The organism is Pseudomonas sp. NFR16 (genome assembly GCF_900108875.1).
In the GTDB taxonomy this organism is placed as follows: Bacteria; Pseudomonadota; Gammaproteobacteria; order Pseudomonadales; family Pseudomonadaceae; genus Aquipseudomonas.
The window spans coordinates 707,842-734,837 of record NZ_FNYJ01000002.1 but is presented as its reverse complement, the minus strand read 5'-3'; the positions used below and the strand labels follow the sequence as shown (position 1 = coordinate 734,837).

General features: G+C 59.6%; 30 protein-coding genes. 17 read left to right on the top strand and 13 right to left on the bottom strand.

What is annotated here, in order from left to right:
• Nucleotides 1-2 precede the first annotated feature (2 nt).
• From BMZ10_RS12045 to BMZ10_RS11995, 11 genes are all read right to left on the bottom strand, one after another.
• Complete coding sequence (locus BMZ10_RS12045) at nt 3-1,445, bottom strand: sensor domain-containing diguanylate cyclase (protein WP_093461937.1); 1,443 nt, start codon at nt 1,443-1,445, stop codon at nt 3-5.
• Nucleotides 1,446-1,808: 363 nt separating this feature from the next.
• A complete protein-coding gene (locus BMZ10_RS12040) occupies nt 1,809-2,081 on the bottom strand; it encodes an HPr family phosphocarrier protein (protein ID WP_093461933.1) in 273 nt (90 codons plus the stop codon).
• 16 nt (nt 2,082-2,097) lie between these two features.
• Nucleotides 2,098-2,955, bottom strand: a complete 858-nt coding sequence (rapZ, locus tag BMZ10_RS12035) for an RNase adapter RapZ (protein WP_093461930.1) — start codon at nt 2,953-2,955, stop codon at nt 2,098-2,100.
• A 2-nt stretch (nt 2,956-2,957) separates the two neighbouring features.
• Nucleotides 2,958-3,422 carry a PTS IIA-like nitrogen regulatory protein PtsN gene (ptsN, locus tag BMZ10_RS12030; protein ID WP_093461927.1) on the bottom strand — a complete coding sequence of 155 codons (465 nt, stop codon included), beginning with the start codon at nt 3,420-3,422 and terminating at the stop codon, nt 2,958-2,960.
• Between the two features lie 12 nt (nt 3,423-3,434).
• Nucleotides 3,435-3,743 (bottom strand): ribosome hibernation-promoting factor, HPF/YfiA family, encoded by a 309-nt coding sequence (gene hpf / locus BMZ10_RS12025; RefSeq protein WP_003377554.1) that lies wholly within the window; start codon nt 3,741-3,743, stop codon nt 3,435-3,437.
• A gap of 77 nt (nt 3,744-3,820) precedes the next feature.
• Nucleotides 3,821-5,314, bottom strand: coding sequence for an RNA polymerase factor sigma-54 (locus BMZ10_RS12020; protein WP_093461925.1), 1,494 nt, complete (start codon nt 5,312-5,314; stop codon nt 3,821-3,823).
• A gap of 186 nt (nt 5,315-5,500) precedes the next feature.
• Nucleotides 5,501-6,226, bottom strand: coding sequence for an LPS export ABC transporter ATP-binding protein (lptB, locus tag BMZ10_RS12015; protein ID WP_093461922.1), 726 nt, complete (start codon nt 6,224-6,226; stop codon nt 5,501-5,503).
• The gene (gene lptA / locus BMZ10_RS12010; RefSeq protein WP_093461919.1) at nt 6,226-6,774 is read right to left on the bottom strand and encodes a lipopolysaccharide transport periplasmic protein LptA; all 549 of its coding nucleotides are present in this window, start codon (nt 6,772-6,774) and stop codon (nt 6,226-6,228) included. The genes lptB and lptA overlap by 1 nt, the downstream gene beginning before the upstream one ends.
• Nucleotides 6,761-7,333: an LPS export ABC transporter periplasmic protein LptC gene (gene lptC / locus BMZ10_RS12005; RefSeq protein ID WP_093461916.1), complete on the bottom strand. Its 573-nt coding sequence runs from the start codon at nt 7,331-7,333 to the stop codon at nt 6,761-6,763. The genes lptA and lptC overlap by 14 nt, the downstream gene beginning before the upstream one ends.
• 10 nt (nt 7,334-7,343) lie before the next feature.
• Nucleotides 7,344-7,877 (bottom strand): 3-deoxy-manno-octulosonate-8-phosphatase KdsC, encoded by a 534-nt coding sequence (kdsC, locus tag BMZ10_RS12000; protein WP_093461913.1) that lies wholly within the window; start codon nt 7,875-7,877, stop codon nt 7,344-7,346.
• Nucleotides 7,878-8,852, bottom strand: a complete 975-nt coding sequence (locus BMZ10_RS11995; RefSeq protein ID WP_093462574.1) for a KpsF/GutQ family sugar-phosphate isomerase — start codon at nt 8,850-8,852, stop codon at nt 7,878-7,880.
• A 311-nt stretch (nt 8,853-9,163) separates the two neighbouring features.
• Here BMZ10_RS11995 and BMZ10_RS11990 point away from each other — a divergent pair, with 311 nt between their 5' ends.
• From BMZ10_RS11990 to hisC, 10 genes are all read left to right on the top strand, one after another.
• Complete coding sequence (locus BMZ10_RS11990; protein WP_093461906.1) at nt 9,164-9,973, top strand: ATP-binding cassette domain-containing protein; 810 nt, start codon at nt 9,164-9,166, stop codon at nt 9,971-9,973.
• Nucleotides 9,973-10,770: a lipid asymmetry maintenance ABC transporter permease subunit MlaE gene (gene mlaE, locus BMZ10_RS11985; RefSeq protein WP_093461903.1), complete on the top strand. Its 798-nt coding sequence runs from the start codon at nt 9,973-9,975 to the stop codon at nt 10,768-10,770. Before BMZ10_RS11990 ends, mlaE begins: the two co-directional genes overlap by 1 nt.
• Nucleotides 10,770-11,237, top strand: coding sequence for an outer membrane lipid asymmetry maintenance protein MlaD (mlaD, locus tag BMZ10_RS11980; protein ID WP_093461900.1), 468 nt, complete (start codon nt 10,770-10,772; stop codon nt 11,235-11,237). The genes mlaE and mlaD overlap by 1 nt, the downstream gene beginning before the upstream one ends.
• An 11-nt stretch (nt 11,238-11,248) precedes the next feature.
• Nucleotides 11,249-11,902: an MlaC/ttg2D family ABC transporter substrate-binding protein gene (locus tag BMZ10_RS11975; protein ID WP_093461897.1), complete on the top strand. Its 654-nt coding sequence runs from the start codon at nt 11,249-11,251 to the stop codon at nt 11,900-11,902.
• Nucleotides 11,899-12,204, top strand: a complete 306-nt coding sequence (locus tag BMZ10_RS11970) for an STAS domain-containing protein (protein WP_093461894.1) — start codon at nt 11,899-11,901, stop codon at nt 12,202-12,204. The genes BMZ10_RS11975 and BMZ10_RS11970 overlap by 4 nt, the downstream gene beginning before the upstream one ends.
• A 115-nt stretch (nt 12,205-12,319) precedes the next feature.
• On the top strand, nt 12,320-12,559 hold the full coding sequence (locus BMZ10_RS11965; protein ID WP_093461891.1) for a BolA family protein: 240 nt from the start codon (nt 12,320-12,322) through the stop codon (nt 12,557-12,559).
• A gap of 23 nt (nt 12,560-12,582) precedes the next feature.
• Nucleotides 12,583-13,848 carry a UDP-N-acetylglucosamine 1-carboxyvinyltransferase gene (gene murA, locus BMZ10_RS11960; RefSeq protein WP_093462571.1) on the top strand — a complete coding sequence of 422 codons (1,266 nt, stop codon included), beginning with the start codon at nt 12,583-12,585 and terminating at the stop codon, nt 13,846-13,848.
• Nucleotides 13,849-14,019: 171 nt separating this feature from the next.
• A complete protein-coding gene (hisG, locus tag BMZ10_RS11950) occupies nt 14,020-14,655 on the top strand; it encodes an ATP phosphoribosyltransferase (protein ID WP_074753869.1) in 636 nt (211 codons plus the stop codon).
• Between the two features lie 147 nt (nt 14,656-14,802).
• Nucleotides 14,803-16,131, top strand: a complete 1,329-nt coding sequence (hisD, locus tag BMZ10_RS11945) for a histidinol dehydrogenase (RefSeq protein ID WP_093461885.1) — start codon at nt 14,803-14,805, stop codon at nt 16,129-16,131.
• A 1-nt stretch (nt 16,132) separates the two neighbouring features.
• Nucleotides 16,133-17,185, top strand: coding sequence for a histidinol-phosphate transaminase (gene hisC, locus BMZ10_RS11940; protein WP_093461882.1), 1,053 nt, complete (start codon nt 16,133-16,135; stop codon nt 17,183-17,185).
• A 149-nt stretch (nt 17,186-17,334) separates the two neighbouring features.
• Here the strand turns inward: hisC and algW are convergent, their stop codons facing one another.
• Nucleotides 17,335-18,501 carry a Do family serine endopeptidase AlgW gene (algW, locus tag BMZ10_RS11935; RefSeq protein WP_093461880.1) on the bottom strand — a complete coding sequence of 389 codons (1,167 nt, stop codon included), beginning with the start codon at nt 18,499-18,501 and terminating at the stop codon, nt 17,335-17,337.
• Nucleotides 18,502-18,600: 99 nt separating this feature from the next.
• Here algW and BMZ10_RS11930 point away from each other — a divergent pair, with 99 nt between their 5' ends.
• From BMZ10_RS11930 to cysN, 4 genes are all read left to right on the top strand, one after another.
• On the top strand, nt 18,601-19,359 hold the full coding sequence (locus BMZ10_RS11930; protein WP_093461878.1) for a Nif3-like dinuclear metal center hexameric protein: 759 nt from the start codon (nt 18,601-18,603) through the stop codon (nt 19,357-19,359).
• Between the two features lie 156 nt (nt 19,360-19,515).
• Nucleotides 19,516-20,433, top strand: coding sequence for a sulfate adenylyltransferase subunit CysD (gene cysD / locus BMZ10_RS11925; protein ID WP_093461876.1), 918 nt, complete (start codon nt 19,516-19,518; stop codon nt 20,431-20,433).
• Nucleotides 20,434-20,491: 58 nt separating this feature from the next.
• The gene (locus tag BMZ10_RS11920; RefSeq protein ID WP_093461874.1) at nt 20,492-20,833 is read left to right on the top strand and encodes a four helix bundle protein; all 342 of its coding nucleotides are present in this window, start codon (nt 20,492-20,494) and stop codon (nt 20,831-20,833) included.
• A gap of 53 nt (nt 20,834-20,886) precedes the next feature.
• A complete protein-coding gene (gene cysN, locus BMZ10_RS11915; protein ID WP_093461872.1) occupies nt 20,887-22,785 on the top strand; it encodes a sulfate adenylyltransferase subunit CysN in 1,899 nt (632 codons plus the stop codon).
• Between the two features lie 384 nt (nt 22,786-23,169).
• Here cysN and BMZ10_RS11910 read toward each other — a convergent pair whose 3' ends face one another.
• Entirely contained in the window at nt 23,170-23,607 is a 438-nt protein-coding gene (locus BMZ10_RS11910) for a Z-ring associated ZapG family protein (RefSeq protein ID WP_093461870.1), read from the bottom strand.
• Nucleotides 23,608-23,752: 145 nt separating this feature from the next.
• Between BMZ10_RS11910 and BMZ10_RS11905 the strand changes: the two genes are divergently transcribed.
• From BMZ10_RS11905 to zapE, 3 genes are all read left to right on the top strand, one after another.
• Nucleotides 23,753-24,382 (top strand): alpha/beta hydrolase, encoded by a 630-nt coding sequence (locus BMZ10_RS11905; protein WP_093461868.1) that lies wholly within the window; start codon nt 23,753-23,755, stop codon nt 24,380-24,382.
• A gap of 28 nt (nt 24,383-24,410) precedes the next feature.
• On the top strand, nt 24,411-25,760 hold the full coding sequence (locus BMZ10_RS11900; RefSeq protein WP_093461866.1) for a tryptophan--tRNA ligase: 1,350 nt from the start codon (nt 24,411-24,413) through the stop codon (nt 25,758-25,760).
• A gap of 61 nt (nt 25,761-25,821) precedes the next feature.
• Complete coding sequence (zapE, locus tag BMZ10_RS11895) at nt 25,822-26,916, top strand: cell division protein ZapE (protein ID WP_093461864.1); 1,095 nt, start codon at nt 25,822-25,824, stop codon at nt 26,914-26,916.
• Nucleotides 26,917-26,996: the final 80 nt, after the last annotated feature.

Genomic DNA, 26,996 nt, shown 5'->3' with positions numbered 1-26,996 from the left:
CATCACTCAGTGGGCTCGACGCGATTGCGGCCATTGCGTTTGGCGAGGTAAAGCGCTTTGTCAGCCACGTTAAAGAGCTGGTCAGGCCTGTCCGCTGGATGCGGAAGGTGCGACGCAATGCCGATGCTGGCGGTGATGGGTAACGGATCGTCTTCGAAGGGAAGCAGCGACTCAATCGCCGCCCGGATTTTTTCGGCAAGCACGCGAGCGCCGGCAAGGTCCGTCTCCGGCAACACCACCAGAAATTCCTCACCGCCGTACCGGGCCGCGAGATCCCCGGGACGTCGAATGTTAGCGGAAATTGTCTGGGCGACATTGCGCAGCGCGACGTCGCCGCCATGGTGACCATGGCGGTCGTTGAACGCCTTGAAATGGTCGACGTCGATCATCAGCAGTGACAGTGATTTGCCCGAGCGCATCCCGCGCAGCCACTCCTGCTTGAGCACCTGATCCAACCGGCGCCTGTTGGCGAGTCCGGTGAGCACGTCCGTTGAGGCCAGCTCGGCCAGCTCCTGCTCGGCGTTGTGGCGCAGGCGCAATTGTTTGCCCAGTAGCCACGACAGCCACAGGATCCCCAGGCACAACAGGCCAGTGGCGCTGGCGACGAGGAGCGCATTGCGTTTCCAGACCGCATAGACTTCATCCTGAGACTGAGCGACTACCACGATCAGAGGCAGGTCGCCCACGCGTGAGAACGTGTACAACCGCTCCGTGCCATATAGCTCCGACAGGGCGGTGAAATGGCCACTTACCTGATTGAGAATTCGCTGGAAGTTGGGACGTTTGCTGAAGTCTTCGCCGATCTGGCCTTTACCCGCATCATCGGACTGCCGTGCCAGCAGGACGCCTTCGGCATTGATCAGGTTGATCGAGCTGTTCTTGCCCACGTCCAGGCTTCTGAACAACTGGTTGAAATAGGAAAGCCGCATTGTCGCAGCGGCAATGCCGACGAACTCACCGTCCGCGGAGGGCAGGCGCCTGCTGAAGCTGATGCACCAGTCCTTGAAACCCCAGCGCGACTTGAACGGGCCATCCACTCGCATGGCAAGCGAGGCGTTTTCCCGGTGCTTCAGGAAGCTCGACCGGTCGGAAAAGTTGTCTTCGCGGGGAATGACGGAAACTGAATCGGCAATGATATCGCCGCGCTTGTCGAGCAACACCATATCGCCTTTGAAGGGCGCGGCGGTCGCCCTGTCGAAGAACACCAGTTGACGCAGCTCGGGAGAGATCGACGTCACGTCGCGACGCTGCCACGCTGAAATCAGACCCTTGAGCGACGTGTCATACAGTTCGGCACTGCGCTGCACGTCGGCATCGATCAGTTGAACCACGTTGTTGGCCGAGCGCACGGCGGACTCGGTAGCGTTGCCGCGCTCGCGAATCAGCAAGGATGCGACGATTGTCAGGATCGCGATCACCGCCAGGACGCTGCCGAGCATCAGCATTTTTTCCGGGCCGGACCTGTTTTTGGGCCGGGGTGGGCCTGTGAATGTCATCAATCCGCTCTGCCCTGGAACATCACCACCCACATCTTGATTCCTGATACGCACCGGGAATCGCCCTGGCTGGTCCGTGCCTGATCGGGAAGGCTAGCGACTCACTGTTTCGAAGCGATGGATTAAAGATACTTTGTGCGCGCCGCGCAAGTCTGAAAATTCCGTGGATATCGCGCAATTTTCTTTATTGCGTGTAGGTCGGACAGACCGGCGAAGCGCAGATGGGGAGGGCAGGCGTTTACGTGGAACAAAGCCGCCAGATCGCAGGCTTCGTTCGCCCTAGAAAATCGGATCGTCATGGTGCGCCGAGGGTCACTCGCCTTCGTCGAACTTGTTGTTGATCAGTTCGATCAGACCGTCCAGCGCGGCCTGCTCCTGGTCGCCCTCGGTCGACAGATGAATGTCAGTGCCTTTGCCGGCAGCCAGCATCATGACTGCCATGATGCTTTTGCCGTCGACCATGCTTTCCGGGGTCCGGCCCACGCGGATCTGGCAGGGATACTTGCCCGCCACGCCGACGAATTTCGCTGCAGCACGGGCGTGCAGGCCCAGCTTGTTGATGATGGTGATTTGTTGAGCGGGCATCGCGATGGGGATCCTTTCAGCTTAGGTCGCGGTGGCGAACCTGAACATTCTTGAGCGATTGTTGCAGGACCTGACCCAGACGTTCGGTCAGGTAGACGGAGCGGTGATGTCCGCCGGTGCAGCCAATGGCAATGGTGACGTAGGCACGGTTGCTGGCGGCGAAGCGCGGCAGCCATTTGGTAAGGTAGGCGCAGATATCCTGGAACATCTCCTCGACATCCGGCTGCGCGGCCAGATACTCCGCCACTGGCTGGTCAAGCCCGGATTGCTCGCGCAGCTCGGGCTTCCAGTACGGGTTCGGCAGGCAGCGCACGTCGAACACGAGGTCGGCGTCGACCGGCATGCCGCGTTTGAAGCCAAACGACTCGATCAGGAAGGCTGTGCCGGGTTCCGGTCTGTTCAGCAGCCGCAGCTTGAGCGTGTCGCGCAACTGATACAGATTCAGGTGGGTGGTGTCGACAGTCAGGTCGGCAAGGTCGATGATCGGCCCCAGCAGGGTTTTTTCGTCGCGGATGGCTTCAGCCAGCGAGCGGGTTGCCGTACTCAGCGGATGGCGGCGGCGGGTTTCGGAGAAACGCTTGAGCAGCGTCGACTCTTCGGCATCCAGGAACAACACGTCACACTGAATGTGCCGGCTGCGCACCTCCTCGAGCATGCGCGGAAAACGGCTCAGATGGCTGGGCAGGTTACGTGCGTCTATCGAAACCGCGAGCAATGGCTCAGCCAGCTCGGTGTGGATCAGTGCTCGCTCGGCCAGTTCCGGCAGCAGCCCGGCAGGCAGGTTATCGACGCAGTAGAAGCCGCTGTCTTCAAGAACATCGAGGGCCGTACTCTTGCCGGAGCCGGAGCGACCGCTGACGATGATCATGCGCATGATCAGTGACCGTTCTGGACGTGAAGCACGACGTTGTAGAGCTCATCGCTGCTCTTCGCGTTCCGCAGGCTCGCCCTGACATCTGCACGGTCAAGCATGCTGGCGATCTGGCGCAGCAGTTCGAGGTGAGCGTCGGTTGCCGCTTCCGGCACCAGCAACACGAACAGCAGATCGACAGGCGCGCCGTCGATGGCGTCGAAGTCGACAGGTTTTTCAAGATGAAGCACTGCGCTGACGGGCGAGTCGCAACCTTTCAGTCGGCAGTGGGGAATGGCGATGCCGTTGCCGAACCCGGTCGATCCGAGCTTTTCACGGGCAATGAGGCTTTCATAGAGAGTTTGCTGATCAAGTTCAGGCACCTGCTGCCAGATCATTTCAGCAATCTGTTGGAGAACGGCTTTTTTGCTGCCACCTGGCACGTTCACAAATGAACGGCCAGGGGTCAGGATGTTTTCGAGTCGAATCATGGGTGGGGGGTATCAGCGAGCTGCCGCACCTTTGAGGATGCTTTGCTGCTTTTCCTTATGCTTGAGCAATTGTCTGTCCAGCTTGTCAGTGAGCAGGTCGATCGCCGCGTACATGTCATCATGCTCCGCATTGGCAACCACCTCTCCACCGTGGATATGCAGCGTGGCCTCGATCTTCTGTTTGAGTTTCTCGACGGCCATCGTCACTTGCACATTGGTAATCTTGTCAAAGTGCCCTTCGAGCTTTTTGAGCTTCAGCTCGACGTACTCGCGCAGGGGCTTGGTCACTTCCAGTTGGTGTCCACTGATGTTGACTTGCATACAGCTTCTCCTTCGTTGCCAGTGCATTAAGAGGCAGGCTTGGGTGCCTGCCACTGGAACGCTGTGGCCTGTGACCTTTACATCAGTCGCTTGCGTTCACTCGAAGGCGCGATCCCTAGAGATTCGCGGTATTTGGCGACTGTGCGACGGGCCACTTGAATGCCTTGTGCCTCCAGTAAACCAGCGATCTTGCTGTCACTCAACGGCTTTTTCTGATTTTCCGCGGCAACCAGTTTTTTGATGATCGCGCGGATCGCCGTGGACGAGCATTCACCGCCTTCGGAGGTGCTTACGTGGCTTGAGAAGAAGTATTTCAGTTCGTAGATGCCACGCGGTGTGTGCATGAATTTCTGCGTGGTCACGCGGGAAATCGTTGATTCGTGCATGCCGACCGCTTCCGCAATGTCGTGCAGGACCAACGGCTTCATTGCCTCGTCGCCGTACTCGAGGAAGCCGCGCTGATGCTCGACAATCTGCGTGGCCACCTTCATCAGGGTTTCGTTGCGGCTCTGCAGGCTCTTGATGAACCAGCGGGCCTCTTGCAACTGATTGCGCATGAACGTGTTGTCGGCGCTGGTATCGGCGCGACGCACGAAGCCTGCGTATTGCGGATTGACCCGCAGGCGTGGCACGGCTTCCTGATTGAGCTCGACCAGCCAGCGTTCATTGTCCTTGCGCACGATGACATCAGGGACGACGTATTCGGCTTCGGTGGATTCGATCTGCGATCCCGGACGCGGGTTGAGGCTCTGAACCAGTTCGATCACCTGGCGCAGGTCATCTTCCTTGAGCTTCATCCGGCGCATGAGTTGCGCGTAGTCGCGGCTGCCGAGCAGGTCGATGTAATCGCTCACCAGACGCTGTGCCTCGGCCAGCCATCTGGTCTTGGTCGGCAGCTGGCGCAGCTGCAGCAGCAGGCATTCGCTCAGCGTGCGTGCGCCGATACCGGCCGGTTCAAACTGCTGGATGCGATGCAGAACAGCTTCGATTTCGTCCAGCTCGATGTCGAGTTCCGGATCGAATGCGTCGAGCAACTCTTCCAGCGACTCGTCCAGGTAGCCCTGAGGGTTTATGCAGTCGATGAGGGTAACGGCGATCAGGCGATCGGTGTCGGACATGGGTGCCAGATTCAGCTGCCACAACAGATGACTTTGCAGGCTTTCGCCAACGGAGGTGCGGGTCGTGAAGTCCCACTCGTCATCGTCGTTGCTCGGCAGGCTGCTGGCGCTGGTTTGATAAATGTCTTCCCACGCAGTATCGACGGGCAATTCGTTGGGGATGCGCTCGCTCCACTCGCTATCGTCGAGGTTGTCGACGGTCGGAGTGGCTTCCTGATAGGTCGGCTCCTGAACGTCAGGGTTGGGCTTATGCTCGATGTTGTCGGCCATTGGGTCAACGTTATCGAAATCGTCGCCTTCTTCCTGTCGTTCGAGCATCGGATTGGACTCCAGTGCCTCCTGGATTTCCTGTTGGAGATCCAGCGTCGACAGTTGGAGTAAGCGGATGGCCTGTTGCAGCTGCGGCGTCATCGTCAGCTGCTGGCCCATTCTCAAGACTAGCGAAGGTTTCATGGCAGGGGCTTAACACCTTATTCGCCGGCGCACTGCGCGCCATCCACTACTAGGGCGCCGAGGCGCCTACTTAAGCAAATTATATGCCTGAAACCAGAGTGTTTGCCTAGAGTGTGACGACAATTAATCCGGGGTTGGCGATGAGGCGCACGCTCGCGTTCGTCTCCAGCCCCCGTCTTCACCGGGTTACAGACGGAACTCGTGGCCGAGATACACTTCTTTTACCAGCTGGTTGGCCAGGATGGTTTCAGCGTCGCCTTCCGCGATGAGTTGCCCGTCGTTGACGATGTAGGCGGTCTCGCAGATATCCAGCGTCTCACGAACGTTGTGGTCGGTGATCAGAACGCCGATGCCCTTGGCCTTGAGGTGATGAATGATCTGCTTGATGTCGCCCACGGAAATCGGGTCGACACCTGCGAACGGTTCATCCAGCAGGATGAATTTCGGCGCCGTGGCCAGTGCACGTGCGATCTCGACGCGGCGGCGCTCACCACCCGACAGGCTCATGCCGAGGTTGTCGCGGATGTGAGTGATGTGGAATTCCTGCAGCAGGCTTTCCAGCTCCTTGCGACGTCCGGCGCGGTCGAGTTCCTTGCGGGTCTCAAGGATCGCCATGATGTTGTCCGATACCGACAGCTTGCGGAAGATCGACGCTTCCTGCGGCAGATAGCCGATACCGGCGCGTGCGCGGCCGTGCATGGGCTGGTGGCTGACGTCCTGCTCGTCGATAAGCACGCGGCCCTGATCGGCCTGAACCAGGCCCACGATCATGTAGAAACACGTGGTCTTGCCCGCACCGTTCGGGCCGAGAAGGCCGACGATCTGACCGCTTTCGATGGAAAGGCTGACGTCACGGACGACCTGGCGACTCTTGTAACTCTTGGCCAGGTGTTGGGCTTTCAGCGTTGCCATTACTGGGCCTTCTGCTGGTCGGTTTTCTTTTTCGGCTGGATCACCATGTCGACGCGCGGACGGGCTTCGGTCACCTTGCTGCCTGTTGCACGGCCGGCGCTGGCAAGCTTGCGGACCGTGTCATAGACGATTTTTTCGCCCTGAGTGGTGTTGTTGTCCTTGTCGATGACCTTGGCCTTGTCGATCAGCACGACGCGGTTCTGCGCTGCGTGGTACTGAATGGTGACGCCCCAGCCCTGTACGGGCTTGGTGTCGCCGGCGGTCTGCAGCTGCTCGAAGTAGGCGAGGTTGCCCACCGAGGTCACGACGTCGATGTCGCCGGCAGGGGTGCGAGTGATGGTCACGGTGTTACCGGTCACCTTCATCGAGCCCTGGGTGATGATCACGTCGCCTTTGTAGGTCGCGACACCTTGCTTGTCGTCCAGCTGAGCATCGTCGGCCTGAATACGGATAGGCTGATCCTGATCGTTCGGCAGAGCCCAGGCGCTCACGCTTCCCAGTGCTGCGCCCAGGCCGAGCAAAATAGGGAGGGTTTTAAGGAGCCTCATACTGTCCTCTTGCATTCGATAGCAGGTGTATCCTGCTTTCTTTTAGATAGGCCTTCATACCCGTACCGGTGCTCACGCCGTTGAAGCCGTCGATTCTAACGGGTTGCGCGGTTTCCGCATATTGCTTCTGAGGGAAGACAGTCATGCGGGTACTGGTGATCACGGTGGTGCGTTTCTTTTCGTCGGTGCGGTTGATGCGCACCTGATCGATCAGCTCGACATGGTCGCCACCGGGGGAGACCTCGGCGCGCACGCTCTGTACGTGCCAGGGGAATTCGGTGCCACGGTACATTTGCAGGACCGGCGTAGTCATCAGCGTGACATCGGTGGCCTTCAGGTGCTCGACCTTATCGGAGGTCATGTCGTATTGCATGCTGCCGTCGGGCAGGTACTGAATGCTGTGGGCGTTGATCGCGTAATAGTCGATCGCGCTTTCGTCCACGGCCGCCTTGGGTTGATCCATGAAGCTTTCGGGGCTGACATTCCAGTATCCGACCGCTGCAAGCAGCACTGCCAGAACACCGAAGATCAGAAACGTACGAAACTTTTTGCTGAGCATAAATGCACTTCTATAAGTAGGCGGCGTGGGCCGCTTCGAGGTTGCCCTGAGCGCTCAGGATCAACTCGCAGAATTCTCGGGCGGCGCCTTCGCCGCCGCGTGCCTGGGTAGTTCCGTGGGCATGCTGGCGTACGAAACCGGCAGCGTTGGCCACGGCCATGCCCAGACCGACCCGGCGGATGACCGGCAGATCGGGAAGGTCGTCACCCAGGTACGCGACCTGCTCGTAGCTTAGATTCAGTTGCTGCAAAAGCTCGTCGAGCACGACGAGTTTGTCCTCGCGTCCCTGGTAAAGATGCGCGATGCCGAGGTTTTTGGCACGACGTTCGACGACCGGCGTCTTGCGTCCGCTGATGATCGCCGTGGTCACGCCAGAGTTGATGAGCATTTTGATGCCCTGGCCGTCGAGCGTGTTGAACGTCTTGAATTCGCTGCCGTCCTCAAGAAAGTACAAGCGTCCGTCAGTCAGCACGCCGTCGACGTCGAACACGGCCAGTTTGATGTTTTTGCCACGCTGCATCAGATCGTTCATATCGGCGCTCATTTACATGACTCCCGCACGGAGCAGGTCTTGAAGGTTGAACGCGCCGACAGGGCGATCGTTCTCGTCGACCACGATGAGTGCGCCGATCTTGTTGTCTTCCATGATTTTCAGGGCTTCGGCGGCGAGCATTTCCGGGCGCACGGTCTTGCCGTGCACGGTCATCACTTCGTCGATGATTGCCTGACGGATGTCGATCGGCCGGTCCAGCGTACGGCGCAGATCGCCGTCGGTGAAGATTCCGGCGAGGCGGCCATCGGCTTCCAGAATGGCGGTCATGCCCAGGCCCTTGCGGGTCATTTCCATCAGGGAATCGCGCAGTGGCGTACCACGTGCAACCTGCGGCAGTTCGGCACCGGAATGCATGACGTGCTCGACCTTCAGCAACAGACGGCGTCCCAGTGCGCCGCCCGGGTGCGAGAAGGCGAAGTCCTCGGCGGTGAAGCCGCGCGCGTCCAGCAAGGCGACGGCCAGGGCGTCGCCCATGACCAGAGCGGCGGTGGTCGAGGAGGTCGGTGCCAGATTCAAGGGGCAGGCTTCTTTCTCGACGCGGGCATTGAGGTTGATGTCAGCGGCCTTGGCCAGCGTCGATTCCGGATTGCCCGTCAGGCTGATCATCTTGATGCCCAGGCGTTTGATCAGCGGCAGCAGTGTCACGATCTCGGCGGTGGTGCCCGAGTTGGACAGCGCCAGGATGACATCTGAGCTGGTGATCATGCCCATGTCGCCGTGGCTGGCCTCGGCCGGATGGACGAAAAACGAAGGGGTGCCGGTGCTCGCCAGGGTTGCGGCAATTTTCTTGCCGATATGACCGGACTTGCCCATGCCGACCACGACCACCCGACCCTTGCTGCCGAGAATCATCTCGCAGGCGCTGACGAAACCCGCATCGATGTGCGCAAGCAGCCCTTCCACGGCTTCTATTTCCAGGTGGATGGTGCTTTGTGCCGATTGGATCAGGTCGCGGGCGGTGGCCATGTCTGTAAAGGGTCGCTTGGTGAAAAGGCGGGGATTATAGCGACAATGTTCAAAAGCCTCACGCTTCATCGTCGCTCTTTGTTTATAGAAGCGTTCAGTCCTTCAGTTGATGCCGATTAATCCAAGTGGCGGAAGCGGGAAATTTCCTCTGTGTCTGAAATCTGCTTCTTTGTTTGCGACTCGACACGTTGGTGCTTTGGCGGCTTGGCACAGCGGTGTTATAGTTCGCCGCTTGTTCGGCCCCTCCTGATAGTGTGTCGTTCGTCAAGGACGCGGCATCTCAGAGACAGGTTGCATCGCAAGGAGTTTAGATGAGTGCCGATAACGCCTACGCGGTCGAATTGAAGGGCGTGTCCTTCAAACGCGGTACGCGCAGCATCTTCAACAATGTGGACATTCGCATCCCCCGGGGCAAAGTCACCGGCATCATGGGGCCGTCAGGCAGTGGTAAAACCACATTGCTGCGACTGATGGGAGCACAACTGCGTCCAAACGCGGGCGAGGTCTGGGTCAATGGCCAGAACCTGCCGAAGCTGTCGCGCAGCGACCTGTTCGACGCGCGCAAGCAGATGGGTGTCCTGTTTCAGAGCGGTGCGTTGTTCACCGATCTCGACGTATTCGAAAACGTGGCGTTTCCGCTGCGTGTCCATACCAAATTGCCCGAAGACATGATTTGCGACATCGTCCTGCTGAAGCTGCAGGCGGTGGGGCTGCGTGGTGCGGTCGAGCTCATGCCCGACGAACTTTCCGGCGGCATGAAGCGTCGCGTCGCACTGGCCAGGGCCATCGCGCTGGATCCGCAGATACTCATGTACGACGAGCCTTTCGTGGGTCAGGATCCGATCGCCATGGGCGTGCTGGTCCGGCTGATCCGCCTGCTCAATGATGCGCTCGGCATCACCAGTGTCGTGGTGTCCCACGACCTGGCAGAAACCGCGAGCATTGCCGACTATCTGTACGTCGTGGGCGACGGGCAGGTGTTGGGGCAGGGGACACCGCAGGAATTGATGCAGTCGGATAACCCTCGCATTCGTCAATTCATGACGGGCGATCCCGACGGGCCGGTGCCTTTCCATTATCCGGCGCCGGATTATCGCGAAGATCTTTTGGGGAAGCGCTGATGCGCAGAAAGTCATTGATGGATCGTGTACGCCTGATGGGGCGCTCAGCGATCGATGTTGTTGCAGTGTTGGGTCGTTCGGGGATTTTTCTGGTTCATGCCCTGCTTGGGCGCGGTGGAATCGGCGGTGGTTTCCAGCTCTTGGTGCGTCAGCTTTATTCGGTCGGCGTCATGTCCCTGGCGATCATTGTCGTGTCAGGCGTCTTCATCGGCATGGTTCTGGCGCTTCAGGGTTTCAGTATTCTGGCCAAGTACGGCTCGGAGCAGGCGGTGGGGCAGATGGTTGCCCTCACGCTGCTGCGCGAATTGGGCCCGGTTGTGACGGCGCTGCTGTTCGCCGGTCGCGCCGGCTCGGCGCTGACTGCCGAAATCGGCAACATGAAGTCCACCGAGCAATTGTCCAGCCTTGAGATGATCGGCGTCGACCCGTTGAAGTACATCGTCGCGCCGCGTCTGTGGGCCGGTTTCATCTCTCTGCCGGTGCTCGCGATCATTTTCAGCGTGGTCGGCATCTGGGGCGGATCCTGGGTGGCGGTGGACTGGCTGGGCGTCTACGAAGGCTCCTTCTGGGCGAACATGCAAAACAGCGTTTCCTTTTCCAATGATGTAATCAACGGTGTCATCAAAAGCGTCGTTTTCGCTTTCGTCGTCACCTGGATCGCCGTATTCCAAGGCTATGACTGCGAGCCCACGTCCGAGGGGATCAGTCGCGCCACGACCAAGACCGTGGTGTACGCCTCGCTGGCCGTACTGGGCCTGGACTTTATTCTGACCGCCTTGATGTTTGGAGACTTCTGATGCAAAACCGCACCCTCGAAACCGGTGTAGGCCTGTTTCTGCTCGCCGGGATCCTGGCTTTGCTCCTGCTCGCCCTGCGGGTCAGTGGTCTGAGCGCCAGCGCCACCAACGACAGCTACAAACTTTATGCAAATTTCGACAATATCGCCGGTTTGACTGTCAGAGCGAAGGTGACCATGGCCGGTGTGACCATCGGCAAGGTCACTGCAATCGATCTGGACCACGATACCTTCATGGGCCGTGTGACGATGGAAGTGGATAAGCGGGTGAACAACCTGCCGTCCGATTCCACTGCCTCGATTCTGACCGCTGGCCTTTTGGGCGAGAAATACGTCGGCATCAGCGTTGGCGGAGATGATCAGCTGTTGAAAGACGGCGGCACCATCCACGACACGCAGTCGTCGCTGGTACTCGAGGACCTGATCGGCAAATTCCTGCTGAATTCCGTGGGTAAAGACGCTAAATGAGGAGTTTTTTCATGATCTCGATTCTGCGCCGTGGCCTTCTGGTGCTGCTGGCTGCTCTGCCGCTGTTCGCCAACGCTGCACCTGCGTCCTCCGCTCATGATCTGGTGGACCGTACGACCAAGCAGCTGCTGGCCGACCTGGCTGCCAACAAGGAAAAGTACAAATCCGATCCGCAGGCGTTCTACGAGGCGCTCAACGGCATCGTCGGTCCTGTGATCGATGCTGACGGCATCTCCAAAAGCATCATGACAGTGAAGTACTCGCGCAACGCTACCCCGGCGCAGATGCAACGCTTCCAGGAAAACTTCAAGCGCAGCCTGATCCAGTTCTATGGCAATGCGCTGCTGGAGTACAACAACCAGGGCATCACCGTTTCGCCAGCCAAGGAAGAGGCGGCTGACCGCACGTCCGTCGACATGTCAGTCAAGGGCAACAACGGCGCGGTCTACCCGGTTTCGTACACCCTCGTGACCATCAACAACGAGTGGAAAGTGCGTAACGTGATCATCAACGGCATCAACATCGGCAAGCTGTTCCGCGATCAGTTCGCTGACGCGATGCAGCGCAACGGCAACAACCTGGACAAAACCATCGATGGGTGGGCGGGCGAAGTTGCCAAGGCCAAGGACGCCACCGAAAACTCGCCTGACAAGGTCGTCAAATGAGTGAAGCGGCTATCACGGCGGTGGGTGGCGGCGAGCTGAAGCTGTTCGGCGTGCTCGACTACCGCACCGGCCCTGCGTTACGCGAGCAGGGCGCTCAACTGATCAAGGCCAGCGATGCGCCGGCTTTGGTCCTTGATTGCTCTGGCGTCGAGAAGTCCAGTAGCGTCGGGCTGGCCCTGCTGCTGGCCTTCATGCGCGACGCCAGCGACGCAGGCAAAACGGTCAGCGTTCGCTCGCTCCCTGAAGACATGCAGGAAATCGCACAGGTATCGGGTCTGACCGAGCTGTTCGAACAACATTGATAGCTGATCATCGATCAAGCCCCTCGTCCGTCTCCTGCAAAGTAGGGTTCGCAACGAGAGGGCTTTTTTGTATGATGGCCGACCCGCGCGCGTAGGGCGCCGATTGAGGTTAAGCATGCAGGCCGTAGAAGTTAAAAGCTTCCTTGAAGGTAAGCTGCCAGAGATTCAGGTCGAAGTTGAAGGCGAAGGCTGTAACTTTCAGCTGAACGTGATCAGCGACGAGCTCGCTGCACTAAGTCCGGTCAAGCGCCAGCAGCAGATCTATACGCATTTGAACCCATGGATCGCTGATGGCAGCATCCACGCGGTCACCATGAAATTTTTCAGCCGCGCTGCATGGGCCGAGCGCACCTGAGCCAAAATGGCGTCGAGATTCTAATGGACAAACTGATTATTACTGGCGGCATTCGTCTTGATGGCGAAATCCGCATTTCCGGGGCAAAGAACTCTGCCCTGCCGATTCTCGCAGCCACGTTGCTGGCTGACGGTCCCGTGACCGTCGCCAACCTGCCGCACCTGCATGACATCACCACCATGATCGAGCTGTTCGGTCGCATGGGCATCGAGCCCATCATCGACGAAAAGCTCAGTGTCGAAATCGATCCTCGCACCATCAAGACCCTCGTCGCGCCGTACGAACTGGTGAAAACCATGCGTGCGTCGATTCTGGTGCTGGGCCCGATGGTTGCGCGTTTCGGTGAAGCCGAAGTCGCATTGCCTGGCGGTTGCGCCATCGGTTCGCGTCCGGTCGATCTGCACATCCGCGGCCTTGAAGCCATGGGCGCGATCATCGACGTCGAAGGCGGCTACATCAAGGCCCGGGCCCCTGAAGGCGGGCTGCGTGGCGCGCACTTCTTCTTCGATACCGTGAGCGTGACCGGTACCGAAAACATCATGATGGCCGCAGCGCTGGCCAACGGCCGAAGCGTGCTGCAAAACGCTGCTCGTGAGCCGGAAGTCGTCGATCTGGCGAACTTCCTCAATGCCATGGGCGCGAAGGTTTCCGGCGCTGGCACCGACACCATCACCATCGATGGCGTCAAGCGACTGGGTTCGGCGACCTACCGTGTCATGCCTGACCGCATCGAGACCGGCACCTACCTGGTTGCCGCTGCTGCAACAGGCGGCCGCGTCAAGGTCAAGGACACCGATCCGACCATTCTTGAAGCCGTACTCGAGAAGCTTCGTGAAGCCGGTGCCGAGATCACCACCGGTGAAGACTGGATCGAGCTGAACATGCATGGCAAGCGTCCGAAAGCCGTCAACGTGCGCACTGCGCCGTACCCGGCGTTCCCGACCGACATGCAGGCCCAGTTCATCTCGCTCAACGCCATTGCCGAAGGCACGGGCGCGGTCATCGAGACGATTTTCGAAAACCGTTTCATGCACGTTTACGAAATGCACCGCATGGGCGCTCAGATTCAGGTCGAGGGCAACACTGCCATCGTCACCGGCTGCGCGAAGCTCAAAGGCGCGCCCGTGATGGCGACCGACTTGCGTGCTTCGGCCAGTCTGGTGATTTCCGCGCTGATCGCGGAAGGCGACACGCTGATCGACCGCATCTACCACATCGACCGTGGTTACGAGTGCATCGAAGAGAAACTGCAGATGCTGGGCGCGAAAATCCGTCGCGTGCCGGGCTAGTCGTTGCGACCCGCTGCCTGAGCCGAGTCGATCGGCCAGGCAGCGTTCGTGACCGAGTGCAGCCAGAATTTTCTGATTCGTTTTACTCCGGGTCTGCGTTGTTCGATCCGGAAGTCGTCGGGCGCCGATTGTGACCCGACGCGCGCTTGCTGATAAGGACTGACGTTTCCAATGTTGACCATCGCACTGTCCAAGGGCCGCATCCTTGACGACACCCTGCCGCTTCTCGCTGCAGCGGGTATCGTGCCGACCGAGAATCCGGACAAGAGCCGCAAGCTGATCATTCCGACGACCCAGGACGATGTTCGCCTGCTGATCGTCCGTGCGACCGACGTGCCGACGTATGTCGAGCACGGCGCCGCCGATCTGGGCGTGGCCGGCAAGGACGTGTTGATGGAGTACGGCGGCCAGGGCCTTTACGAGCCACTGGATCTGCAGATCGCCAAGTGCAAGCTGATGACCGCAGGCGCGGTCGGGGCTGCCGAGCCCAAGGGCCGACTGCGTGTGGCCACCAAGTTCGTCAACGTTGCCAAGCGGTATTACGCCGAGCAGGGCCGTCAGGTCGACATCATCAAGCTGTACGGCTCGATGGAGCTGGCTCCGCTGGTAGGGCTGGCGGATAAGATCATCGACGTCGTCGACACCGGCAATACGCTGCGTGCCAATGGCCTGGAGCCCCAGGAAATGATCGCGCACATCAGCTCGCGTCTGGTTGTGAACAAGGCATCGATGAAGATGCAGCACGCGCGTATCCAGTCGCTGATCGATACTCTGCGCACCGCAGTGGAATCGCGACACCGCGGCTGACTGTTTCGCGCGACCTTGATCCAGGTTGCGCCCAGCTATCCGTGTCATAGCCAAATTTCTCAGGTGCCTGCGCGGATGGCTTGGTAGCTTAGGCTCCTGCCTATGCACAAGGCTCCTGAGAACATGCCATTCATTGAGGCTCACGCTATGACCACTTCCAACACCATTCGCCGACTCAACGCTGCCGACCCTGATTTCGCTCGACATCTGGATCATCTGTTGAGCTGGGAAAGCGTGTCCGACGATTCGGTCAATCAGCGTGTGCTGGACATCATCAAGAACGTTCGCGAGCGCGGCGACGCGGCGCTGGTGGAATACACCCAGCGTTTCGACGGCCTCGATGTCGCGTCGATGGCTGACCTTATTCTGCCGCGCGAGCGCCTCGAGCTGGCACTGACCCGCATCACCCCTGCACAGCGTCAGGCGCTTGAAAAGGCCGCTGACCGTGTGCGCAATTACCATGAACGTCAGAAACAGGACTCGTGGAGCTACACCGAAGCGGATGGCACTGTGCTCGGCCAGAAGGTCACGCCGCTGGATCGCGCCGGTCTGTATGTACCGGGCGGCAAGGCTTCCTATCCTTCGTCGGTGCTGATGAACGCCATTCCCGCCAAGGTCGCCGGTGTCGGTGAAGTGGTCATGGTCGTGCCGACGCCGCGCGGCGAAATCAACGAACTGGTGCTGGCGGCCGCGTGCATTGCGGGCGTCGATCGGGTGTTCACCATCGGTGGCGCTCAGGCGGTAGCGGCACTGGCGTACGGTACCGAGAGCGTTCCGCAGGTCGACAAGGTGGTAGGGCCGGGCAACATCTATGTCGCGACGGCCAAGCGTCACGTGTTTGGTCAAGTGGGTATCGACATGATTGCCGGCCCTTCGGAAATTCTTGTGGTGTGCGACGGTCAGACCGATCCGGACTGGATCGCCATGGACCTGTTCTCCCAGGCCGAGCACGACGAAGACGCCCAGGCGATTCTGGTCAGCCCGGACGCCGAATTTCTGGACCAGGTAGCGGCGAGCATTGCCAGGCTGATGCCGACCATGGAACGCGCCGAGATCATCAATACGTCCATCAATGGTCGTGGTGCGCTGATCAAAGTGGCGGACATGACCCAGGCCATTGAGGTCGCCAACCGCATCGCACCCGAGCACCTGGAGCTGTCGGTCGCGAACCCGGAGGCGTGGCTGCCGCAGATTCGTCATGCCGGCGCCATCTTCATGGGGCGTCACACCTCCGAGGCGCTGGGCGATTACTGCGCAGGCCCCAACCACGTGCTGCCGACCTCGGGCACTGCGCGGTTCTCCTCGCCGCTGGGTGTTTACGACTTCCAAAAACGCTCCTCCATCATTTTCTGCTCCGAGCAAGGCGCGTCCGAGCTGGGCAAGACCGCGTCGGTGCTGGCGCGTGGCGAATCCCTGACCGCTCATGCGCGCAGCGCTGAATACCGGATCGTCGACAACAATCAGGAAGGCAACTGACATGAGTAAATTCTGGAGTCCCTTCGTCAACGATCTGGTGCCGTACGTGCCCGGTGAGCAGCCGAAGCTGACCAAACTGGTGAAACTCAACACCAACGAGAACCCGTACGGGCCGTCGCCGAAAGCGATCGAAGCCATGCGCGCCGAGGTCAACGACAACCTGCGTCTTTACCCGGACCCCAACAGCGACCTGCTCAAGCAGGCGGTCGCCCGCTACTACGGTGTTGAAGCCAGCCACGTGTTTCTGGGCAACGGCTCCGACGAGGTGCTGGCACACGCTTACAACGCTTTCTTCAAGCACGACAAGCCGTTGCTGTTCCCGGACATCAGCTACAGCTTTTACCCGGTGTACTGCGGTTTGTATGGCGTCGAATACGAAGCCATCGCGTTGGATGAGCAGTTCCAGATCCGTGTCGAAGATTACGCCCGCCCGAATGGCGGCATCATTTTCCCGAACCCTAACGCACCGACCGGGTGCCTGCTGGCGCTGGATGCGGTGGAGCAAATCGTCAGATCCAGTCCGGATTCGGTGGTGATTGTCGATGAGGCCTACATCGATTTCGGCGGTGAGACGGCGATCAGTCTGATCAGCCGCTACCCCAACCTGCTGGTCACGCAGACGCTCTCGAAGTCACGCTCGCTGGCCGGACTGCGCGTCGGTCTCGCAGTCGGTCATCCCGACCTGATCGAGGCGCTGGAAAGGGTCAAGAACAGCTTCAACTCCTACCCGCTCGACCGCATGGCGATCGTCGGTGCAGCGGCTGCGTTCGACGATCGCGAGTATTTCCAGAGCACTTGCAAGCGGGTGATCGACAGTCGCGAGCGTCTGGTCGAGCAACTGGAAGCCAAGGGCTTCGAAGTCCTGCCGTCAGCGGCGAATTTCATTTTCGCTCGCCACCCGCAGCACGACGCAGCGGGCCTTGCGGCCAAAGTGCGAGAGCAGGGCGTGATCGTTCGACACTTCAAGCAGGCACGCATTGCGCAATTCCTGCGCATCACCATCGGCACGCCCGAGCAGAATCAGGCGCTGGTGGATGCGTTGGGAGCGTTGTAGCGATTTATTGCAGGAGCGCGCTTGCCCGCGGCTGCGGTGGGTCAATAGCTCGTATGTTGCCTGACCGAACGCGATCGCGGACAAGCGCTCCTACCGTTGGCCGCGGCGGTCCGGCAGCAATCGGCTTGCCGGCACACCGCCTGTGAAGCTTAATCCTCAGCGGCAGGCGCAGGGGCCGGCGTCTGTGGCGGACGCAGTCCCACTTCCGCCATCAGCTTCAATTCCTTGCCGTTACGCATGACTTGAATCGCAATTTTGTCAGTCGGTTTGGTCCGAGCAACCTGATTCATCGACTTGCGGCCGTCACCGGCCGGTTCGCCGTTGATGCTCAGAATCACGTCACCCAGTTGCAAACCTGCCTTCTGCGCTGGCCCGTCGCGGAAAATGCCTGCCACCACGATGCCAGGGCGGTCTTTCAAGCCGAAGGACTCAGCCAGTTCCTGGGTTAGCGGTTGAACCTCGATGCCCAGCCATCCGCGAATCACCTGGCCGTGCTCGATGATCGACTTCATGACTTCAAGCGCAAGCTTGGTGGGTATAGCGAAACCGATACCTTGTGAGCCGCCAGACTTGGAAAAAATCGCCGTGTTGATGCCGGTCAGGTTGCCGTTGGCGTCCACCAGCGCGCCGCCCGAGTTACCGGGGTTGATCGCGGCGTCGGTCTGAATGAAGTCTTCGTAGGTATTGAGGCCCAGTTGATTGCGGCCCGTGGCGCTGATGATGCCCATGGTCACCGTCTGGCCGACCCCGAACGGGTTGCCGATCGCCAGCGCAACGTCGCCGATGCGAATGCTGTCGGAGCTGCCGAGGGTGATGGATGGCAGGTTTTTCAGATCGATCTTGAGAACGGCGAGGTCGGTTTCAGGGTCACTGCCGATGACCCGGGCGATGGTTTCGCGACCGTCCTTGAGCGCCACCACGATCTGGTCGGCGCCCGAGGTCACGTGGTTGTTGGTCAGCAGATAGCCTTCAGGGCTCATGATCACTGCCGAACCCAGGCTCGACTCCATGCGTCGCTGCTTGGGCAAATTGTCGCCGAAGAAACGCCGGAATTGCGGGTCCTCGAACAGCGGATGGTTGGGCTTGTTGTTGACCATTTTGGTCGTGTACAGATTGGCCACCGCCGGCGCGGCGCTGCTGACGGCGTCGGCGTAAGACACCGGCCCTTGCTGGATGAAAGCCGTCTGAGGTGCCTGCTGCAGATTGACGTCCTGGCTGGGAAGCCCGACCCACTGCGGGAAGCGCTGGATAATCAGTAAAGCGATAAGCACACCAGCGAGCAATGGCCAGCCGAGAAAACGCAGCGCTTTGAACATTGAGCAGAGTCCTGAGAGTAGATGCGCATCACCTGCGCCATAATGGCGGGCATTATACGAGGACCGGACCGGTCTGAACTGCATATTTAGGAGACTTTTATGGCCGTCGCGCTGAGCACTCTGGTCGAAGAAGCGGACCGCTATCTGAGTAGCGCCCGGGTACAGGATTATTGCCCTAACGGATTGCAGGTCGAAGGTCGCCCGCAGGTCACCCGCATCGTCTCCGGTGTCACTGCCAGCCAGGCGTTGCTGGACGCAGCCGTGGAGGCCAGCGCCGACTTGATTCTGGTCCACCACGGCTATTTCTGGAAAGGCGAAAATCCCTGCATCACCGGCATGAAGCAGCGCCGCCTGAAGACGCTGCTCAAACACGACATCAGCTTGCTGGCGTATCACCTGCCGCTGGATCTGCACCCTGAAGTGGGCAATAACGTGCAGCTTGCCCGGCAACTGGACATTACGGTCGAAGGGCCACTCGATCCGGACAATCCGCGCATCGTCGGTCTGGTCGGGTCGTTGTCCGAGCCGATGACCCCGCGCGACTTCGCCCATCGCGTACAGTCGGCGCTGGGCCGCGAGCCCTTGCTGATCGAGGGCAGTGAGATGATCCGCCGCGTCGGCTGGTGCACCGGAGGCGGGCAGGGCTACATTGATCAGGCCGTGCTGGCCGGGGTGGACCTCTACCTGAGCGGCGAGGCATCGGAGCAGACTTTTCACAGCGCCCGTGAAAACGACATCAGCTTCATTGCGGCCGGCCATCACGCCACCGAGCGCTATGGCGTGCAGGCACTGGGAGACTATCTGGCGCGGCGCTTCGCGCTTGAACATCTGTTCATCGACTGTCCCAATCCGATCTGAACCGGCGAGGCAGGGCAGGCGGTCCAAAGAGTGAGCTATATCGTTAGATCGTTTCGATCTAACCCGCCAACTGAATAGAATCAGGCCCCATGATAAAGTGCCTCGCTCGATAGAGCCCGCAGGCTCTCCATAATGTACGTTATCCCGTGAGTAACCATGGTCGACAAACTGACGCATCTGAAACAGCTGGAGGCGGAAAGCATCCACATCATCCGCGAGGTCGCCGCCGAGTTCGATAACCCGGTGATGCTGTACTCCGTCGGTAAAGATTCCGCCGTGATGCTGCACCTGGCGCGCAAGGCGTTCTTCCCGGGCAAGCTGCCGTTCCCGGTCATGCACGTCGATACCCGCTGGAAATTCCAGGAAATGTATCGTTTCCGCGACCAGATGGTCGAGGACATGGGCCTGGATCTGATCGTCCACATCAACCCGGACGGCGTCGCGCAGGGCATCAACCCGCTGACCCACGGCAGTGCCAAGCACACGGACATCATGAAAACCGAAGGCCTGAAGCAGGCCCTGGACAAGCACGGTTTCGATGCCGCCTTCGGTGGCGCACGTCGTGACGAAGAGAAGTCTCGCGCCAAAGAGCGCGTGTATTCCTTCCGCGACAGTAAGCATCGCTGGGACCCGAAAAACCAGCGCCCAGAGCTGTGGAACGTGTACAACGGCAACGTCAACAAAGGCGAGTCGATCCGCGTGTTCCCGCTTTCCAACTGGACCGAGCTGGACATCTGGCAGTACATCTATCTGGAAGGCATCCCGATCGTGCCGCTCTACTTCGCCGCCGAGCGTGAAGTCATCGAGATGAATGGCACATGGATCATGATCGACGACGATCGCTTGCGTAATCATCTGTCTGACGAAGACAAGAAACGCATCGTCAAGAAGAAAGTCCGTTTCCGCACACTGGGTGACTACCCGTTGACGGGCGCTGTCGAGTCCGAGGCCACCAGCCTTACCGACATCATTCAGGAAATGCTCCTGACGCGAACTTCCGAGCGCCAGGGCCGGGTCATCGATCACGACGGCGCCGGCTCCATGGAAGAAAAGAAACGTCAGGGTTATTTCTGAGGGACAGCGCCAAGTTTCAAGCGGCAAGCTGCAAGCGAATCAACAGCGGGCGATCGAAATGGACTTCGAGAAACTTCTGGTTTGGCAGAGAGCAAAGGCGTTGGCGGTAAGCCTCTACAAGGAGCTCGCCAACTGTGGTGATGTGGCTTTCAAGAGTCAGATCACGCGCTCCGGACTCTCTGTTCCCAGCAATATCGCCGAAGGTATGGAGCGTTTCACCAACACGGAAAAGCGTCGTTTTCTGTCGATTGCCAAAGCTTCCTGTGGGGAGTTGCGAACGCAGATCATGATAGGTGGTGAGATCGGTTACATACCGGCATTGCTGGCTGACCGCTGGATAAATGAAACCCGCGAGATTTCAAAGATGCTCAGTGGGTTGATTAATAGAATTTCTGACTAGCTGTACGCCGACGAGCTTACCGCTTGAAGCTTACAGCTTGGAGCCTGAATGCAATGAGCCATCAATCTGAATTGATCAGCGAGGACATCCTCGCCTATCTGGGCCAGCACGAACGCAAGGAGATGCTGCGTTTTCTGACCTGTGGCAACGTCGACGACGGCAAGAGCACGTTGATCGGTCGTCTGCTGCACGATTCCAAGATGATCTACGAAGACCATCTGGAAGCCATCACCCGAGATTCGAAGAAGTCCGGCACCACCGGCGATGACGTCGACCTGGCGCTGCTGGTCGACGGCCTGCAGGCCGAGCGCGAGCAGGGCATCACCATCGATGTCGCCTATCGCTACTTCTCGACCTCCAAACGCAAATTCATCATCGCCGACACCCCCGGCCATGAGCAGTACACCCGCAACATGGCCACCGGTGCGTCGACCTGCGACCTGGCGATCATCCTGGTCGATGCCCGTTATGGCGTGCAGACGCAGACCCGTCGCCACAGCTACATCGCCTCGTTGCTGGGCATCAAGCACATCGTGGTCGCCATCAACAAGATGGACCTCAATGGTTTCGATGAGAACATCTTCGAGCAGATCAAGGCCGATTACCTGAAGTTCGCCGAGCGTATCTCGCTCAAGCCGACCACCATGGAATTCGTGCCGATGTCGGCGCTCAAGGGCGATAACGTGGTAAACAAGAGCGAGCGTTCGCCTTGGTACACCGGCAAGTCGCTGATGGAGATTCTCGAGACCGTCGAGATCGCCAACGACCGCAATTTCTCCGATCTGCGCTTCCCGGTGCAGTACGTGAACCGCCCCAACCTGAACTTCCGTGGCTTTGCCGGTACGCTGGCCAGTGGCGTGGTTCACAAGGGCGACGAAGTGGTTGTGCTGCCGTCGGGCAAGAGCAGCCGCGTGAAATCCATCGTCACGTTCGAAGGCGAGCTGGAGCACGCAGGTCCGGGCCAGGCGGTCACGCTGACCATGGAAGACGAAATCGATATTTCCCGTGGCGACCTGTTGGTGCATGCCGACAACGTCCCGCAGGTGGCTGACGCCTTCGACGCGATGCTGGTGTGGATGGCCGAGGAGCCGATGCTTCCGGGCAAAAAGTACGACATCAAGCGCGCGACTTCCTACGTGCCAGGTTCGATCGCCAGCATCACCCACCGCGTTGACGTCAACACGTTGGAAGAAGGCCCGGCCAGCTCGTTGCAACTCAATGAAATCGGCCGGGTGAAGATCAGCCTCGACGCTCCGATCGCGCTGGATGGCTATGACAGCAACCGCACCACCGGCGCATTCATCGTCATTGACCGTTTGACCAATGGCACCGTGGCAGCGGGCATGATCATCGCCAAACCGACTGTGACAGGCGCAGGTCAGCACCACGGCGCACTGGCCCATGTCTCGGTCGAGGAGCGTGCGCAGCGTTTCGGTCAGAAACCGGCCACCGTCCTGTTCAGCGGCCTGTCGGGCGCAGGCAAGAGCACACTGGCGTATGCCGTCGAGCGCAAGCTGTTCGACATGGGCCGCGCGGTGTTCGTGCTGGATGGCCAGAATCTGCGCCATGACCTGAACAAGGGCTTGCCGCAGGATCGCGCCGGGCGCACCGAGAACTGGCGTCGTGCCGCTCACGTCGCACGTCAGTTCAACGAAGCGGGTCTGCTGACACTGGCGGCATTCGTCGCTCCGGATGCAGCGGGTCGTGAGAACGCGAAGAGCCTGATCGGCAGCGATCGCCTGATCACCGTTTACGTCCAGGCCTCGCCACAGGTCTGCCGTGAACGCGATCCTCAAGGCCTCTACGCTGCGGACAAGGACAATATTCCGGGCGAGTCCTTCCCGTACGACGTGCCGCTGGATGCTGATCTTGTGATCGACACTCAGTCGCTGAACGTTGAAGAAAGCGTCAAGCAAGTGCTCGATCTACTGCGCACACGCGGCGCGATCTGAGTCACAGGCTGCACATGAAACCCGCCAGCGATGGCGGGTTTTCTGTTTTTACCGGATTTGTCACGGCCTACGAGTATTGCACTGTAGGCGTGAGCTTGCTCGCGAAGACTGAATTCCGGACGCTGCCTCTCCAGCGCATGCACCGGCCTCTTCCTGGCTAAAGCCAGTCCTACAGACGCCGCAAGCTTTTTGTAGGACCGGCTTTAGCCGGGAAGGCGTTGGGTGTTACGCCGCAGATCAAAGGGGCATTGGAGACACTCGGCTCACGCCTACAAGGTTCATCAGCTTCTGTCGTAGTTGGGTGAACCGCTTCCCTCACCTGGCTGGCCATAAAAAAGCCCGCCGCTGAGTGCTTCAGGGGCGGGCTGTTTCGGAAGTCTGCGATTACTTTTTCAAACCGTAATGCTCATCCAGCATGCCTGGCGTGTTTGGCGCCTTGGGCGCGTAATCACGTGGCGGCTCGGCGGCTGTGCGTGGCGGCGTCAGGCGGTCGCGCGGGGCCTGCAGCGCATCCGGGTGCAAAGCAGCCAGCAGGCGTTGGCGAGTCAGGTCGTCGGTCGCCAGACGGTCGGCGCCTTCGGCGAGGTGTTCCTGGACATCCTGGTAGCTCTGGGACAGCTTTTGCACCAGATTAGCCGTGCTGTTGAAGTGAGTGACCACCTCGTTCTGATATCTGTCGAAACGCTCCTGAACGTCATCCAGCTGGCGCTGAGTGCTGTTAGGCGCGGCATGGGGCAGCGCACGCGCCACGAAGAAACCGATGGCGACACCAACGATCAGGGCGATAGTCGGCAGCAACCAAACTAAGAGCGAGTAATCCACGAGTCCTTCCTCTATAAACGGCTTTGCTTTACGTTAACGGCTCGAACCTGCGCTGTATAGCGGCGACGCGTCGCCAACATGCCAGCCACAGACAATCAGCTAGACGAGTCGACCCATTTGAAGGTCACGGAGTTCATTCTTGCTCATGCGTGAAACCCCTGTATTCATCGACGGCCCGGTGGGCCAACTCGAAGCCTTGTACCTTGACCTGGAAGGGGCCAAGGGCCTGGCGCTGATCTGCCATCCTAACCCGGTTCAGGGCGGCACGATGCTCAATAAAGTGATCTCCACGTTGCAGCGTACGGCGCGCGATGCGGGTTTCATTACCCTGCGTTTCAACTACCGTGGCGTCGGCACCAGCGCCGGCAGCTCGGACATGGGCCAGGGCGAGGTCGACGATGCTGAAGCAGCAGCGACCTGGCTGCGAGAAAAACACCCCGATCTTCCGATCACCCTGTTCGGTTTTTCCTTCGGTGGATTCGTCGCCGCGACACTCGGCGGCCGGCTCGAGGCGAAGGGCGAAACACTGAATCATCTGTTCATGGTCGCGCCCGCGGTCATGCGCATCGCTGATCCTGCGGCACTGCCGCAGAAAGGCCCGTTGACCCTGATCCAGCCGGAAACCGACGAAGTCGTCGACCCACAACTGGTGTATGCATGGTCTGACGCGCTTCAGCGCCCCCATGAGCTGCTGAAAGTGGCAGAATGCGGACACTTTTTCCACGGCAAGCTGACCGACCTCAAGGATCTGGTCTTGCCGCGCCTTTCGAATTGATCGCAGCACACAGAATAAGCGACTAGCCATGACCACTCGTATCCTGACCGGTATCACCACCACCGGTACGCCGCACCTGGGCAATTATGCGGGCGCCATTCGCCCGGCCATCGTCGCCAGCCGCCAGAGCAATGCCGATTCGTTTTATTTCCTGGCCGATTACCATGCGTTGATCAAGTGCGATGACCCGCTGCGCATTCAGCGCTCGCGTCTGGAAATCGCCGCAACGTGGCTGGCAGCCGGTCTGGACGTCGAGCGCGTGACCTTTTACCGCCAGTCCGACATCCCTGAAATCCCTGAGCTGACCTGGCTGCTGACTTGCGTTGCCGCCAAGGGGCTGCTCAATCGGGCCCACGCCTACAAGGCGTCTGTGGACAAGAATGTCGAGGCCGGCGAAGACCCGGATGCCGGCGTCAGCATGGGCCTGTTCAGCTATCCGGTGCTGATGGCCGCTGACATTCTGATGTTCAACGCGCATCAGGTCCCAGTGGGTCGAGATCAGATTCAGCACGTGGAAATGGCCCGTGACATCGGCCAGCGCTTCAATCACCTGTTCGGCAATGGCAAAGAATTTTTCGTGATGCCCGAGGCGCTGATCGAAGAGAGCGTGGCGACCTTGCCCGGCCTGGACGGCCGCAAGATGTCGAAGAGTTACGACAACACCATTCCACTGTTCAGCAGCGCGAAGGAGATGAAGGACGCGATCTCGCGCATCGTCACCGATTCCCGCTTGCCGGGCGAAGCCAAGGATCCGGACAACTCGCATTTGTTCACCCTGTATCAGGCGTTCGCCACCGGCGAGCAGAGCGATCAATTCCGTGCCGATCTGCTGCAGGGGCTGGGCTGGGGCGAAGCCAAGCAGCGTCTGTTCCAGTTGCTCGACAGCGAGCTGAGTGAAGCGCGCGAGAACTACCATCGTCTGATTGAACGCCCGGCTGATCTGGAAGATATTCTCCAGGCAGGCGCGGCCAAGGCCCGCCGAATCGCAACGCCATTTCTGGGCGAGCTGCGTGAGGCGGTCGGCCTGCGTTCTTTCCGTGCAGCGCCGCAAGCCGTCGCGACCGGCAAGAAAAAAGCCAGTAAAGGCGCGCGGTTCGTCAGCTTCCGTGAGGACGACGGCAGCTTCCGCTTTCGCTTGCTGGCGGCCGATGGCGAGCAACTGCTGCTCTCGCGCAACTTCGCTGACGGCAAGGCCGCCGGTGCCGTGACCAGACTGCTGCAGCAAGGTGGCGATCTGGACATCCGCAGTGAGGGTGCTGCCTTCAGCGTATGGCTTGGGGGTGACTGCGTCGCCGACAGCCCGAGCTTCGCCGATGCCGCCGCGCGCGACGCCGCAATAGAGAGCCTGAAGCTGGCCTTGGCGCCACAACAGGATTAATTGCCATTCCAACGGGCCATCGCTACAGTGGCGGCCCGTTTTTGCTGCTCAGCTAACGAATATGACCCCCCTAGAAAGCTATCAGAACGACCTTAAACGCCCCGAGTTCTTTCACGACGCCGCGCAGGAAAATGCGGTGCGTCATCTGCAGCGCCTGTACGACGACCTGATCGCTGCCCATGAGAACAAGCCTGGCCTGTTCGGCAAGCTGTTCGGCAAAAAGGAAGCCGTGGCGGTCAAGGGCCTGTATTTCTGGGGCGGAGTGGGGCGCGGCAAGACCTATCTGGTCGACACCTTCTTCGAGGCGCTGCCGTTTCAAGACAAGATGCGCACGCACTTTCACCGCTTCATGAAGCGTGTGCACGAAGAAATGAAAAACCTGAAGGGCGAAAAGAACCCGCTGACCCTGATCGCCAAGCGCTTCTCCGAAGAAGCCCGCGTGATCTGTTTCGATGAGTTCTTCGTGTCTGACATCACCGACGCCATGATCCTCGGCACGCTGATGGAAGAACTGTTCAAAAACGGCGTGACCCTCGTGGCGACCTCCAACATCGTGCCTGACGGGCTCTACAAGGACGGCCTGCAACGTGCTCGGTTCCTGCCGGCCATTGCGCTGATCAAGCAGAACACCGACATCGTCAACGTCGACAGCGGCGTGGATTATCGCCTGCGTCACCTGGAGCAGGCCGAACTGTTTCACTTCCCGCTCAACGAGGCGGCGCAAGAGAGCATGCGCAAGAGCTTCCGTGCGTTGACGCCTGAATGCACGAAGGCGATCGAGAATGACGTATTGATCATCGAGAATCGCCAGATCAAGGCGCTGCGTACGTGTGACGATGTCGCCTGGTTCGATTTCCGCGAGCTGTGCGACGGTCCTCGCAGCCAGAACGACTACATTGAGCTCGGAAAAATCTTCCACGCCGTGCTGCTCAGCGGTGTAGAGCAGATGAGTGTGACCACCGACGACATTGCCCGGCGGTTCATCAACATGGTCGACGAGTTCTACGATCGCAACGTCAAGCTGATCATTTCTGCGGAAGTCGAGTTGAAAGACCTGTACACCGGCGGGCGCCTGAACTTCGAGTTTCAGCGCACGTTGAGTCGTCTGCTGGAAATGCAGTCCCACGAGTTCCTGTCCCGCGCGCACAAACCCTAGAAACAGCTGCAGCTGCAAATTGCAGGAGCGCGCTTGCCCGCGATGGCGATGGGTCGGTCAGAACTCGGTCGTCTGACGCA